Source organism: Pseudoalteromonas sp. S2755 (assembly GCF_005886535.1).
Lineage (GTDB): Bacteria > Pseudomonadota > Gammaproteobacteria > Enterobacterales > Alteromonadaceae > Pseudoalteromonas.
In genome coordinates this window covers 1-13482 of record NZ_PNDS01000078.1, presented here as the reverse complement: position 1 = coordinate 13482, position 13482 = coordinate 1, and the positions used below count along the sequence as shown (strand labels likewise).

At 45.1% G+C, this 13482-nt stretch carries 11 protein-coding genes and 1 pseudogene; 8 read left to right on the top strand and 4 right to left on the bottom strand.

Annotated features, from left to right (window positions below; translation table 11 throughout):
- Positions 1–222: 222 nt before the first annotated feature.
- Both CWC03_RS13755 and CWC03_RS13750 read right to left on the bottom strand, forming a co-directional pair.
- Positions 223–948 (bottom strand): substrate-binding periplasmic protein, encoded by a 726-nt coding sequence (locus tag CWC03_RS13755; protein WP_138582379.1) that lies wholly within the window; start codon positions 946–948, stop codon positions 223–225.
- Between the two features lie 19 nt (positions 949–967).
- On the bottom strand, positions 968–1687 hold the full coding sequence (locus CWC03_RS13750; protein WP_138582378.1) for a substrate-binding periplasmic protein: 720 nt from the start codon (positions 1685–1687) through the stop codon (positions 968–970).
- Between the two features lie 267 nt (positions 1688–1954).
- Between CWC03_RS13750 and CWC03_RS13745 the strand changes: the two genes are divergently transcribed.
- The 8 genes and pseudogenes from CWC03_RS13745 to CWC03_RS13710 form a co-directional block, all read left to right on the top strand.
- Entirely contained in the window at positions 1955–2629 is a 675-nt protein-coding gene (locus tag CWC03_RS13745) for a GntR family transcriptional regulator (RefSeq protein WP_171040262.1), read from the top strand.
- A gap of 14 nt (positions 2630–2643) precedes the next feature.
- Entirely contained in the window at positions 2644–3522 is an 879-nt protein-coding gene (prpB, locus tag CWC03_RS13740; protein WP_010603812.1) for a methylisocitrate lyase, read from the top strand.
- 78 nt (positions 3523–3600) lie between these two features.
- On the top strand, positions 3601–4722 hold the full coding sequence (gene prpC / locus CWC03_RS13735; protein ID WP_017217742.1) for a bifunctional 2-methylcitrate synthase/citrate synthase: 1122 nt from the start codon (positions 3601–3603) through the stop codon (positions 4720–4722).
- 74 nt (positions 4723–4796) lie between these two features.
- Positions 4797–7391, top strand: coding sequence for a Fe/S-dependent 2-methylisocitrate dehydratase AcnD (gene acnD, locus CWC03_RS13730; protein WP_138582376.1), 2595 nt, complete (start codon positions 4797–4799; stop codon positions 7389–7391).
- Between the two features lie 2 nt (positions 7392–7393).
- On the top strand, positions 7394–8569 hold the full coding sequence (gene prpF, locus CWC03_RS13725) for a 2-methylaconitate cis-trans isomerase PrpF (RefSeq protein WP_138582375.1): 1176 nt from the start codon (positions 7394–7396) through the stop codon (positions 8567–8569).
- 160 nt (positions 8570–8729) lie between these two features.
- Complete coding sequence (locus CWC03_RS13720; protein WP_138582381.1) at positions 8730–9326, top strand: LysE family translocator; 597 nt, start codon at positions 8730–8732, stop codon at positions 9324–9326.
- An 84-nt stretch (positions 9327–9410) separates the two neighbouring features.
- Entirely contained in the window at positions 9411–10016 is a 606-nt protein-coding gene (locus CWC03_RS13715; RefSeq protein ID WP_171040261.1) for a GNAT family N-acetyltransferase, read from the top strand.
- Between the two features lie 24 nt (positions 10017–10040).
- Positions 10041–10304 (top strand): annotated as a pseudogene (locus tag CWC03_RS13710) (2OG-Fe(II) oxygenase); the annotation flags it as partial.
- A gap of 282 nt (positions 10305–10586) precedes the next feature.
- Here CWC03_RS13710 and CWC03_RS13705 read toward each other — a convergent pair.
- Positions 10587–12188 (bottom strand): sensor histidine kinase, encoded by a 1602-nt coding sequence (locus tag CWC03_RS13705; RefSeq protein WP_138582374.1) that lies wholly within the window; start codon positions 12186–12188, stop codon positions 10587–10589.
- A gap of 177 nt (positions 12189–12365) precedes the next feature.
- Complete coding sequence (adhP, locus tag CWC03_RS13700; RefSeq protein WP_138582373.1) at positions 12366–13379, bottom strand: alcohol dehydrogenase AdhP; 1014 nt, start codon at positions 13377–13379, stop codon at positions 12366–12368.
- Between the last annotated feature and the right edge of the window lie 103 nt (positions 13380–13482).

Sequence of the window (13482 nt, the reverse complement as noted above, 5' to 3'; positions counted from 1 at the left end):
CGATAACACCGCTACCGCATCCTGCTATTGCCAAGGTATCTAGATCCATGTAGGCAAGGCAAAAATTTTGCTATTTAGTTGTTCTAAATGAGAAATTTTTAACGAAGCTAATATGCTATTTCACCCTTCAAATTGGTTAGAGAATTAATTCAATTGGTATAAGTACTACCCATACAAACCAAGGTACGTGAGAGAGTTTTGAATTAAAGCAATTGTTATTAGCTAGAGCTCCAATACCTTACGATAAGTTTCTGTTTTACTTACTTTCGCAAACGCAATACGTAATCGTTCGACAATGTCGGCTGGTAACTGGTTGTTCGTTGCAAGGTAACCTTTTACCGAGAGTGCTTCCACATCGTATAAAAAGGTAAAGTGGTCGGCTGGAAGGTTAAGCTCCGTAGCCATGGTTTTGATATAACGTGGGTCATCAATCACTAAATCAACGCGATTTGCGACGAGTAACTCATATGACTTTTCGATGTCGCTGGTTTGAACAAAGTTAAACCCAAGTGCTTTAAGTGTGCCTTCGGCGATATCACCACGCTGAACTGCTATTTTGTATTGTTTGGCATCCTCAAGTGATTGAATTTTTATGTCCTCACGATAGCGATTGGTAACAAACCCCAAATGAAACACGGCAACAGGGCCAATCCAATGAAAGCTGTCTTCTCTCGCGGGGGTCTTTGCGATGCTATAAATTAAGGTATATTTGTCATGCTGTGCTAATTTAAAAGCTCGAGCCCAAGGGTAAATTGAAAACTGTCCCTCGAGTTCAGCCGCTTTTAAAATCGCTTTGACCAGATCGGTACTTGAGCCTGCAACTTGATGGTTTTCTATGGTTTGATTGGGTGGAGAAAGTTCCGTAACAACCTGTAATTTCGCCTGTAATGGCAACGGGCTAATCAGCAAAATAAACAGTAGTAGACGTCCAACAACAGCATTCGTCATTACCAAACAACTCCACACGTTAATGCGTTAATCTATATTTAGCATAGATGGACTTTATTTTTCCGTCATTAACCATTTGTCGCAAGGCGATATTTATTTCCGTTTGTAACTCAGTTAGATGAGGCTGCAAGCGCATATGTACGGGTAATCGGCTTATTTCATAGCAAGACTGAAATTTGCGATACTTTGGTTGTTGTGAAATATAGTAGTTTGCTGTCACCGAACCAATCATGATGTAGTCTAAACGCTCATGTTCAAGCTGTGCTAGTAGTTCTTTCTCCGATACATTTTCATAAACTACTATCTTGTCTTCACCCAAGTGCGCTTCAAAATTATCGTAACGATACCCTCTTACTTTGCCGACTAATGCGCCATAAAACTGCTCGGGCCTATGCTTGCCCACACAACGAGATTGATACCCAAGCAGTACTTCTGTTGAGAAGGCATAGTCGATGCTGTAAATTCCTGGGACGTCTGCTTCAACCCGCCACGCTTTGTTGATCCCAGGTTCAATATCTATTTTTCCTTGGTCGAAATAGCGCTGTCCTCTGGCGACAGAGAGCGGCATAAACTCAAATTGGTGTGAAGTCAGTTTTGCCAATTCTTGAAAAATGTCGACAAAAATACCTTTGGGTTTTCCCTGCTCTTCAAAATAGTAAGGAGGATTGGCACCGTGATAGACCAGTACGGTATAGGTTTTCGCCTGCGCTAAGCCGGTTATTAGCAGCAGGGGAAGCATTACTATTTGAAAACACCGCATCGCAATCTTCAGGCTACAGTAAAGGTATCTTCATAATATGCATGATTTTTGAGCGATGCAATTAATCCTTACCTGATTCCGTATCGAGATAAATACATCAGGCTGATTATTTATCACAAGTTATAAATATGGTGAATACTGCTTATATTGAAAATTGTCGACAATTTACAGTCTGGCTAGTTGACGTGCGCGTCAACCAGCACTATATTGTCTACAACTTAAATTACTAAGACTGACTAACTAATGATGAGCTTTTTTGACGAGCAAGCGGTTACTTCTTCTGATAAAGCATTCTTTCGTATGCGAAAGGAAATTGTAGAAGGTGAAATAGCGGCAGGTTCTAAGCTCAGCGAAATGGAATTGTCGACAAAGTATGAAGTCAGCAGAGCGGTTGTTCGCGAGGCAATTAATCGCTTGGAGTCATGTCACCTAGTTGAACGTAAAGCCAATGTAGGGGCGCGGGTTGTTACTCTCACACCGGAAGGGTTAATGGAGCTTTATCAGATCCGTGAAGCACTAGAAGGTATGGCGGCAAGGCTTGCAGCGCAGCACATGACTGACAGTGAAATTCGAGACTTAGAAGGTTTGTTGTCGAGTCAATTCGATGAAGTCAAAAACCAACATTCTTATTATCAAGAAGCGGGTGATCTCGATTTTCATTACCGCATTATTCTTGGCAGTAAAAATGCGAGCCTTATCTCTATGCTAGTCAATGGACTGTACCACTTGGTACGTATGTATCGCGTGCAGTTAGGGATGGCCGGCCCCCGCGTCACCACGGCATTTGACGAGCATAAACATATCGTCCGTGCGATCAGTAATCGCGACCCAGAACTGGCAGAAATACTGATGCGTCGACATATTCAATATTCTAAAAATAATATCGCAACCAAGTTAGCAAGCAATCAATCACATTTTTAAGAGAGAGCATCATCATGAGCGCAGGAAAAAAATTTCGTGAAGCATTAAAAGCCAACAAACCGCTTCAAATCGTCGGTACTATCAACGCATATAGCGCGATGATGGCAAAGAAAATTGGCCATCAAGCTATCTATCTTTCTGGTGGTGGCGTCGCTAATGCATCTTATGGTTTACCTGACTTAGGAATGACATCTCTAAATGATGTAATTGCAGATGTAAGTCGCATTACCTCGGCTTGTGATCTACCTTTAATGGTCGACATTGATACTGGATGGGGCGGCGCATTCAATATTGCAAAAACCATCCGAGATATGGAAAAAGCAGGTGCAGCTGCGGTACATATGGAAGATCAAGTAGCGCAAAAACGCTGTGGTCACCGCCCAAATAAAGAAATCGTGTCGACAGAAGAAATGGTTGACCGTATTAAAGCAGCAGTTGATGCGCGTACTGACCCTGACTTTTTCATTATGGCAAGAACAGATTCGTTTGCACAAGAAGGACTAGAAGCGGCAATTGAGCGTGCGAAAGCTTATGTTGCGGCGGGCGCTGATGGCATTTTTGCAGAAGCGGTACAAACTGAAGAACACTATCGTGCATTCAGCGAAGCACTTGATGTGCCCATCCTCGCGAATATCACTGAGTTTGGTAAGACAGAACTTTGGAACAAAGCTGAGCTGGGTGAGTGGGGCGTAGATATGGTGCTTTACCCATTGAGTGCGTTCAGAGCGATGAACAAAGCGGCGGAGCTGGTGTATCAGTCTATTTTAGAAAATGGGGACCAAAAAGCGGTACTCGATACCATGCAAACTCGTATGGATTTGTATGATTACCTTGGCTATCACGATTATGAGCAAAAGCTCGATGCATTATTCGCCGAAGGTAAAAATAAGTAAAAAATTAAAGCTGTTGAGGGTTGCTCAGCAGCACAAAATATCAATACCCAGCAGGTAAAAAATTCAGGAGACAATAATATGGCTAAAGTACTAAGTGGCGCGGGCCTTCGTGGTCAAGTGGCAGGAAAAACAGCACTATCAACGGTAGGTAAGTCGGGCTCAGGTTTGACTTATCGTGGCTACGATGTAAAGGATCTAGCTGAAAATTGTCAGTTTGAAGAGGTGGCTCACCTTATCCTTAAAGGTAACTTACCAAATCAAGCTGAACTGGACGCTTATAAAAGCGAGCTAAAAGCAATGCGTGGTTTGCCGCAGGCGTTAAAAGAAGTATTAGAACGTATTCCTGCTGACGCACACCCAATGGACGTATTACGTACGGGTTGTTCAATGCTTGGCAACCTTGAAGGTGAAGCAAGCTTTGATGAGCAAGGTAAAGTAACCGATCGCATGCTAGCAAGTTTCCCTAGCATTATTTGTTATTGGTATCGCTTTAGCCATGATGGCGTTCGTATCGATGTGGAGACGGATGACGATTCAATCGGTGCACATTTCTTACACTTATTGCATGGCGAAAAACCAAGTGAGCTACATGAACGTGTGATGCACGTATCACTTATCCTTTATGCAGAGCACGAGTTTAACGCATCAACCTTTACAGCGCGTGTTTGTGCTTCAACGCTTTCTGATATGCATTCTTGTATTACTGGTGCGATTGGCTCTCTACGTGGCCCGCTTCACGGTGGCGCAAACGAAGCGGCAATGGAAATGATTGAGCGCTTTGAATCTGCGGATCACGCAGAGCAAGAAATGATGGGTATGCTTGAGCGTAAAGAAAAGATCATGGGCTTTGGTCACGCTATTTATTCAGAATGTGACCCTCGTAACGAAATCATCAAACGTTGGTCTGAGAAGCTAGCAGCAGATGTGGGTGACACAGTACTTTACCCTGTATCTGTACGCTGTGAAGAAGTCATGTGGCGCGAGAAAAAACTATTCTGTAATGCCGATTTCTTTCATGCATCAGCTTATAACTTCATGAAGATCCCGACTAAATTGTTCACACCAATCTTTGTTATGTCACGCTTAACTGGTTGGGCTGCACACGTTATGGAGCAACGCGCAGATAACCGTATCATTCGTCCATCGGCGGAATACACTGGCGAGGAGCTACGCCCAGTTCCAGCCATTTCTGAGCGTTAATCGAACACTGTTCGAGTCTATTCTGGCGGTCGCCATGACCGCCTGTTCTCCGTCACCGATTGTTGGAAGTTGTTATGAATACTCAATTCCGTAAACGTTTACCTGATTCTGAGCTTTGCTATTACGATACAAAAGAAGCGGTAGAAGCCATCAAATCAGGTAGCTACGAGACTTTGCCTTACACCTCGCGCGTCCTTGCTGAAAACTTAGTACGCCGCGCTGAGCCTGAAAAACTCAATGATTACCTTGAACAGATCATCGAGCGTCGTCGCGATTTGGACTTCCCGTGGTTTCCTGCTCGCGTGGTTTGCCATGATATTTTGGGTCAAACTGCGCTAGTCGACCTTGCGGGTTTACGTGATGCTATCGCCGAAAAAGGTGGCGATCCGGCTAAAGTCAACCCAGTCGTACCGACTCAACTGATTGTCGATCACAGCTTGGCTGTAGAGCACGCCGGTTATGAAGAAGATGCATTTGAGAAAAACCGCGCGATTGAAGACCGTCGAAATGACGACCGTTTTCACTTTATCAACTGGACTAAAACGGCATTTAAAAACGTTGATGTGATCCCGCCAGGCAACGGTATTTTGCACCAAATCAATTTGGAAAAAATGTCGCCAGTTATTCAAGCGCGCGACGGTGTTGCCTTCCCAGATACGCTTGTTGGCACCGACAGCCACACGCCACACGTTGATGCACTCGGTGTTATTGCCGTTGGTGTAGGTGGTCTTGAAGCAGAAAGCGTAATGCTTGGCCGTGCGTCTTACATGCGACTACCGGATATTGTTGGGGTTGAAATCATTGGCAAACGCCAACCGGGGATCACCGCAACAGATATCGTACTGGCGATCACTGAGTTTTTACGTAAAGAGCGCGTCGTTTCTAGCTACTTAGAATTCTTTGGTGAAGGTACGCAAGACCTAAATTTAGGTGACCGTGCGACAATTTCAAACATGACACCAGAGTATGGCGCAACCGCGGCCATGTTCTACATCGATGAGCAAACTATTGATTATTTGAAGCTCACAGGCCGTGATGACGAGCAAATAAAGCTGGTGGAGAAATACGCCAAGCTGACAGGACTTTGGGCTGATTCTTTACAAAACGTACAGTATGAGCGTGTACTTAAATTCGATTTGTCGACGGTGACGCGTAATATTGCAGGTCCTTCAAATCCGCATCGCCGCGTTGCAACTAACGACCTTGCCAATCAAGGTATCGTTAAAGAGATTGAAGCGCCACAAGATGGCTTGATGCCAGATGGTGCGGTGATCATCGCTGCTATCACCAGCTGTACTAATACCAGTAATCCACGCAATGTAGTTGCCGCAGGCTTACTAGCACGTAATGCCAATAAATTAGGTCTTGCTCGTAAACCTTGGGTGAAAACGTCTTTTGCACCGGGGTCGAAGGCAGTACGTTCTTATATGGAAGAGGCAAAGCTCTTACCTGAGCTTGAGCAGCTCGGTTTTGGTGTCGTTGCCTTTGCTTGTACGACGTGTAATGGCATGAGTGGCGCACTTGATCCGAAAATTCAACAAGAAGTGATTGACCGCGATTTATACTCAACGGCAGTGTTATCGGGTAACCGTAACTTTGACGGTCGAATTCATCCTTACGCAAAGCAAGCCTTCTTAGCTTCACCGCCACTAGTTGTAGCCTATGCAATTGCAGGCACCGTGCGTTTTGATATTGAAAATGGTGTACTTGGTCGCGACCAAGAAGGTAATCCGGTCACGCTAAAAGATATCTGGCCAAGCGATGAAGAAATCGATGCGGTGATCAAAGAAAGCGTAAAACCAGAGCAGTTCCGCGCCGTTTATGAGCCAATGTTTGACCTCTCGGTAGACTATGGTGAAGACAACGACCCACTTTATCAGTGGCGTCCAACGAGTACTTATATTCGTCGCCCTCCATATTGGGAAGGGGCACTCGCGAGCGAGCGTACCATGAAAGGCATGCGTCCATTAGCGATTTTAGGTGACAACATCACGACGGATCATTTATCGCCCTCTAATGCGATTTTGGCAAGTAGTGCGGCGGGTGAATATCTGGCCAAAATGGGTTTACCTGAAGAAGATTTCAACTCATACGCCACACACCGAGGTGATCACTTAACGGCGCAGCGTGCGACGTTCGCTAACCCTAAACTGTTAAACGAAATGGTGGTGGAAAACGGTGAAGTGGTACAAGGTTCACTAGCGCGTGTTGAGCCTGAAGGCAAAGTCACCAGAATGTGGGAAGCCATTGAAACCTACATGGAGCGTAAGCAACCGCTGATCATCGTTGCTGGCGCAGATTACGGCCAAGGTTCATCTCGTGACTGGGCTGCAAAAGGTGTGCGTTTAGCTGGAGTTGAAGTTATCGCAGCAGAAGGGTTTGAGCGTATTCACCGTACCAACTTAATCGGCATGGGTGTACTACCACTTGAGTTTAAAGCGGGCACGACCCGTAAAACGCTTGAACTCGATGGTACAGAAACCTATGACGTTGAGGGTGAACCGGCACCAGGTGCTACATTAACTCTCGTGATTAACCGTCAAAGTGGTGAGCGTGTAGAGGTGCCTGTGACTTGTCGATTAGATACCTTTGAAGAAGTATCTATTTACTCTGCAGGTGGCGTGTTACAACGCTTTGCTCAAGACTTCCTCGAAGCGGAAGGCGTATAACCATGAATCAATTTAAGCCGCAAATTAAAATTCCCGCCACTTATATGCGTGGCGGCACCTCTAAAGGGGTGTTCTTTAATTTAACCGATTTACCCGAGTACGCGCAGCAACCGGGTGAAGCGCGAGATAACTTGCTGCTACGTGTGATTGGCAGCCCAGATCCCTATGGTAAACATACCGATGGCATGGGCGGTGCAACTTCCAGTACCAGCAAAACCGTGATTTTAAGTAAAAGCGACAAAGCCGACCATGACGTGAATTATCTGTTTGGTCAGGTTGCTATCGACAAACCATTTATTGATTGGAGCGGAAACTGTGGCAATTTAACGGCTGCGGTGGGGGCATTTGCAATCAGCAATGGCTTAGTCGACGCGAATAAAGTGCCAGAGAACGGTGTTGCTGTCGTTAAAATCTGGCAGGCGAATATTAGCAAAACCATAGTGGCGCATGTTCCTATCAGCAATGGAGAAGTGCAAGAGACGGGCGACTTTGAACTGGATGGCGTAACTTTCCCAGCAGCAGAAGTGGTGGTTGAGTTTATGGATCCGAGCGACCCAGATGTTGATATGTTTCCGTCGGGCAATCTCGTCGATACAATAACTGTGCCTGATGAAGGCACCTTTGAAGTGACCATGATAAGTGCCGGGATCCCAATGCTTTTCTTCCGTGCTTCCGATTTAGGCTATGAAGGTACAGAGTTACAAGAAGCAATTAATGGAGACCCAGCTGCACTAGAGCGATTTGAAAAGATCCGTGCTTATGGCGCAGTTAAAATGGGTTTAATAGGTCATATTGACGAAGCGAAAGTTCGCCAACATACCCCAAAAATCGCTTTTGTTGCACCTGCTAAATCTTATGCTGCGTCGAGCGGTAAAGTGGTGGAAGCCAATACCATCGATTTAAACGTTCGCGCCTTATCTATGGGTAAGTTGCACCATGCGATGATGGGCACTGCCGCTGTGGCGATAGCAACCGCAGCGGCAATTCCTGGCACCCTAGTTAACGAAGCCGCTGGTGGTGGTGATCTTAACTCCGTAACCTTTGGACATCCATCAGGCACCTTAAAGGTTGGCGCGGAAGCACTACAAGAGCCTGGCCGTTGGCAAGCTAAAAAAGCCGTTATGAGCCGCAGCGCTCGCGTGCTAATGGAAGGCTTTGTTCGCGTCCCAGAGGCGTAACGCCCCACTAAATTAAAGGCTCTGTTCCCAAGAGCCTTATTCTCAATATAAGAAAACTCCCGAGTTATTGCTTGGTCGTGAAGGTGTGCCAGTCGCCTGGCTACGTCTGTGGTATCTATCAAGCGAACTCGTAATATAAAAAAATCATAAGGATAAGATGATGTTTGAAGCTTTACTTTCTGTGGCAATCACAACCGCGGTATTACTTGGCTCCCCTGGACCCGCGCCACTTGCACTTGCGGCAGCTGGCGCCAGCCAAGGTGTGAAAAAAGGTTTCCCGTTCTTAGCTGGTATTTTGGCAGGATTGTTAGTAGCAGTGATCTGTGCGGCTACGGGAGTGGCTGGATTGCTGGTAAGTCAGCCTCAGGTGACGCTTGTGCTAAAGTGGCTTGCAGCGGCCTACTTAATTTACGTCGCCTATAAAATAGCAGCAAACAACTCGGCGCTTGGTAATACAGGCGCACAGCTACCTAGTTTTAAAGATGGGTTTATTCTTAACCTCCTTAACCCCAAAGCCTATGCGGCTTGCATCGCTATTTTTGCGACTGCTTCGGTGCCGGCAAGCTCAAATCTAGTTGCTACGTTACTTGCCGCTAGCGTGTGCTACGTGGTGGCGATAGTGGTCGACACAATGTGGCTGGTATTAGGTGGTGTGATTTTTAAAACACTGAATGATGAGACCGTACTTAAACGGATCCGAATTGGTTTTGCGTTGACTTTGGTTGTGCTCGTTCTTTACGGATTATTTGTCGTTTGAGGTTGATGGGAAGTCACAGGCATAGCTTTTAGACTTGAATAGATGTAATAATCTGAATTACGCAATCGTCACTCAGAAAAGCCAATGATCGCCCCAGCAGATGAAAACAACGTCCCCATAAGTGATATCCGCGTTGAATTTTCGGACTCGGCATTTGCTTTGAGAACGTTAAGAGCGGGTGAATATCAACGGTTGGAGCGTCTGTTTTCGCTCAGGTATGGTGATGAGTATGAGGCTCAAGAATTATTACAGTTGCGACAACAAAGAGTGCTAGTACCTTTTTTACAAGCAGCTGAAGATAAATCAAAGCACTGTATTTGTGTGCGGCAAACTCAAACGCGCGAAATGCTTGGCATGATCTTAATTACAGTCGATGATTCAGCGGCCAAAAAAGTGCTGGTAGAAGAGAGTTGGTTTATCCACGATACTCTGTTCGACAAGGTGTTTTGTTTATTCGTAACAGAGTATTTGAATACTCTCGGCTTCGCTTTGGTTGAATTTAGAGTCGACGAGCGTAATGATTTAGTACGCCGGTTGCTTGAGCAACTTGGTGGGAACTTTGATGGCATATTACGTCGTGAAGGTGTTTATCGGAACGAGTGCTTCAACCTTGCTGTGTACTCTATTTCTCAGGAAGAGTGGCAGTGCGTTGTCCCACTGTATTCTATTTACAAAGCATTGCCGCAATAATAATGAAGCTTAAAGTGTGCATTTATGGAAAGTAAACCAAAGTATTTTCGCTGGCAACTTGGCAGACAACAGTCGGGTTATCAAAAGATGTTACTAGCAACCGCGATGTGGCCAGTTAAGTTTGATATGTATTTACTGAAGTTTCCGACCGGATGCGAAGTACCACCACACACAGATAAAGTCGTTTCAGGGAAACATTTTAGGCTAAATATTGTTTTAAAGCGGGCGAAGTTAGGCGGTGAATTTAAGTGTAAAGATCCGCTTTATAGCAGCAGTCGCATCAAACTTTTGAACCTGAACTCGGGATAAGAAGTTAGTTAATTCACTAAAATACCTAAGTTCAAAAGCGTAATATCACTCTAGCCAGAAGTTATTTCTTAATACAAGGCAAATTTGTGCGTCAATAGCTGGCCTATTGCAAGCAAATTTAACGCAGTAGTAAGGGATAACAGCTGCTAGAGGACAAGTTGTTATCCCGAGTTCAGGTTTTGATAAATCAGAGCATTCCGTTTCCAAAGTAGAAGCTGGTACGCGAGTGTTGTTAAGTATCGGCTGGATCCGTTAGCGCGACTAGTTCGGCAACTTGATAATGATGCATGTTCCGGAATTAGATTCCGTTTCACACTCAATTACGCCATTAAAATACTGAGTGACGATAGCGAGCGCAACACTTAGCCCTAAGCCCAAGCCTTTTTGGGTGCGATTACCGACAACAAAAGGATCAAATACTTTATCTTTGATTTCATGTGGAATACCGCCGCCGTTGTCCGTGACTTTAATCGTATAACCAAGTTTTGAGGCTTGAGCCGATATAATCACACACGGGCTTTGTACTGAGTTATCAGCAAAAGCGTGGCAAAATGCATTTTCGATCACCGGAAGGAAGATCTGCTGTAACAATCGTTCTGGGGCGGTGATAGCAAGTGCTTCGGGAATATCGAAGGTAATATCAATATGTGGGTGTTGATTGGCAAGCTCACTCACACATCGTGTGATAAGTGGCTGTAAGTAAACAGGCTTTACTTCTCCTTCAAATCCAGTATTAGTGATGATTTTGAGCTTGTCGATAATTCCGGTGATCCGCTCGGTACTATTGACGACGAGCTTGGCACAGCTTTCAATATTTTCTATCGAATGCAATAAAGCAGACTTGGCGATTTCATTTTTATTTACCCTTTGTCTTACTCCTTCGACAAGCAATAGTTGGTTACTGGAAGCGGTCATGGCGACGCCAATCGGCGTGTTAATCTCATGGGCAAGTCCTGGGATCAATCGCACCAACGTTGCTGACTTTTCGGCGTTTATCAGGCGTTTTTGAGTCTCACTGAGTTCACTGATCGCGTGATTGAGTGCTTTGTTTTTTTCTATTAACTCTTCAGTTTGGCTTTTTACCTCCGTATTTAGATAATCAATAATACTTTTACGGATGGCTGAGCGAGAGTTGTACAGCGCGATGAGACTAAGTAATAGTAAGATAAAGCAAACAAACGCGGCGCCATAATAGGACTTTACCTTTTTATTGCTGCTTGCAAGGAGTGAGCTGAAATCCTGCTCTCTGTGTTCTAAAAAGGCATTAATGTGCGTCATTATTTGTACTTTACTTTGGAGGTAAGCCTCACTGTACAAAATCTTGAGGGCCTGTTGATTTTTCCCTGCAGCCACGAGTTCAAAGGCTTCACGCTCAAGTGACACGAGTGCTTCACTTTTATCCTCTGCATTTCGCAACATAGTTAATTCATCCGTAGAAACCCCGTTTTCTAATAATAATGTCAGCAGCGCTTTTGGTGCTTCTTTTTCAAATGGTGCTTGACCCCCTTTGACCAGCAACATGTCCCAATAGACGCGGTGCAAATGCTTAGGGCGGGGGGAAGTGCCATTACGGATCGTTAAGATCTCATCAAAAAATTGCTTAAACTTAGGGTTGCCCGTGGCAGCATAAGCCCTCGCCATCATGGTGAGTTGGTCTGAGCTGAGTCTTAACTCTTGGGATAAACGAACAAGATTAAAATTTCTTTCTATTTCTTGCTCTTGCGCTTCTTTATTGACGAATGCCAAAAACGTGAACACCACAGAAAGAAAAAAAAGCAGCATGGAGAGCGCTGATATATGGTAGAAGTACTTAAAGCTAAACGACTGACTTGGGTGAAGTATATTGCTTTGACTGGCTGCCATGTATTCAACGTTGTTAAGACTCGAATACACAAAGTATAGTTAACCTAAGCTCGGAATAACAATTTGTTCTCTAGCCGTTGTCATCCCATGTTCTGATTGGTCGTTTTAGGCTTTTGTCACTTCGCCGAAGTGAGAAAGCAGCCAAAGGGATAACAAGTATTTGGCTGCTCGATGGGTCTAGTCGAAAGTAAGTACGATCCTGCCGTTAATGTCACTATTGAGCATATCGTCAAATATATCGTTGATTTGCTCAAGTGGCTTGGTTTCAATAATGGCCTTTACCTTGCCCTCAGCGGCAAACCGCAAGCATTCAGTGAGATCTTGACGGGTACCAACGATGCTGCCAACAACACTAATACCTTTAAGAACGGTATCAAATATAGGAATAGGCATTTCCTCCGGTGGTAAGCCAACGAGTACACAAGTACCACCGCGCTTTACGCTGTTAAACGATGTGGTAAAGGCAGGCTTTGAGACCGCGGTACAAACTACGGCTTGGACGCCTCCTAGCTTATTTTGCATCAACTCTGCGGGATCGCTGTGCTTAAAGTCGATACATAAATCGGCGCCAAGATCTTTTGCCAGTGCCAACTTTGATTCGCCAGTGTCGACCGCAACTACATTCAGCCCCATTGCTTTGGCGTATTGCACTGCTAAGTGACCAAGGCCACCTACACCAATAATGGCAACCCACTCACCGGGTTTGGCTTTCGATACTTTTAGTGCTTTATAGGTGGTGACGCCCGCGCAGAATAGAGGTGCGGCATTGACAAATGATAAGCCTTCGGGGATTTTTACCACGTAGTTGGCATCGGCTTTACAGTACTGTGCGTAACCGCCGTCGACGGAATAGCCACTATTTAACTGCTCTGGACATAAGTTTTCGTCGCCTTTTAGGCAGTGTTCACAATGACCGCAGGCACTATGAAGCCAAGGTACACCCACTCTATCACCAATGGCTAGATGCTTAACATCGTCAGCTTTTGCGATAACGGTACCCACACCTTCGTGACCAGGCACTAATGGTAATTTAGGCTTAACTGGCCAGTCTCCATGACAGGCGTGCAGGTCGGTGTGGCAAACTCCACAGGCGGCTATTTCAACGATGACCGATCCTTGTGTAAGTTGCGGTTTTTCAATTTCTTGAATTTCTAACGGTTGTTTAAATTGGTGCACTAACGCGGCTTTCATCTTTTTGCTCCTTGATTGAGTCGATAGTAGCTTAGCAGCTATAACTAGGAGCAATTTGATCCGAAACAATGAATAAGATGATAGTAAATAACCTGAGCTGCGG

What these genes read in the sequence shown, in the direction of transcription:
- CWC03_RS13755 (WP_138582379.1), bottom strand. Translation starts at nt 948, where the DNA reads ATGACGAATGCTGTTGTTGGACGTCTACTACTGTTTATTTTGCTGATT.
- CWC03_RS13750 (WP_138582378.1), bottom strand. Translation starts at nt 1,687, where the DNA reads ATGCTTCCCCTGCTGCTAATAACCGGCTTAGCGCAGGCGAAAACCTAT.
- CWC03_RS13745 (WP_171040262.1), top strand. Translation starts at nt 1,955, where the DNA reads ATGAGCTTTTTTGACGAGCAAGCGGTTACTTCTTCTGATAAAGCATTC.
- prpB (WP_010603812.1), top strand. Translation starts at nt 2,644, where the DNA reads ATGAGCGCAGGAAAAAAATTTCGTGAAGCATTAAAAGCCAACAAACCG.
- prpC (WP_017217742.1), top strand. Translation starts at nt 3,601, where the DNA reads ATGGCTAAAGTACTAAGTGGCGCGGGCCTTCGTGGTCAAGTGGCAGGA.
- acnD (WP_138582376.1), top strand. Translation starts at nt 4,797, where the DNA reads ATGAATACTCAATTCCGTAAACGTTTACCTGATTCTGAGCTTTGCTAT.
- prpF (WP_138582375.1), top strand. Translation starts at nt 7,394, where the DNA reads ATGAATCAATTTAAGCCGCAAATTAAAATTCCCGCCACTTATATGCGT.
- CWC03_RS13720 (WP_138582381.1), top strand. Translation starts at nt 8,730, where the DNA reads ATGTTTGAAGCTTTACTTTCTGTGGCAATCACAACCGCGGTATTACTT.
- CWC03_RS13715 (WP_171040261.1), top strand. Translation starts at nt 9,411, where the DNA reads ATGATCGCCCCAGCAGATGAAAACAACGTCCCCATAAGTGATATCCGC.
- CWC03_RS13705 (WP_138582374.1), bottom strand. Translation starts at nt 12,188, where the DNA reads ATGGCAGCCAGTCAAAGCAATATACTTCACCCAAGTCAGTCGTTTAGC.
- adhP (WP_138582373.1), bottom strand. Translation starts at nt 13,379, where the DNA reads ATGAAAGCCGCGTTAGTGCACCAATTTAAACAACCGTTAGAAATTCAA.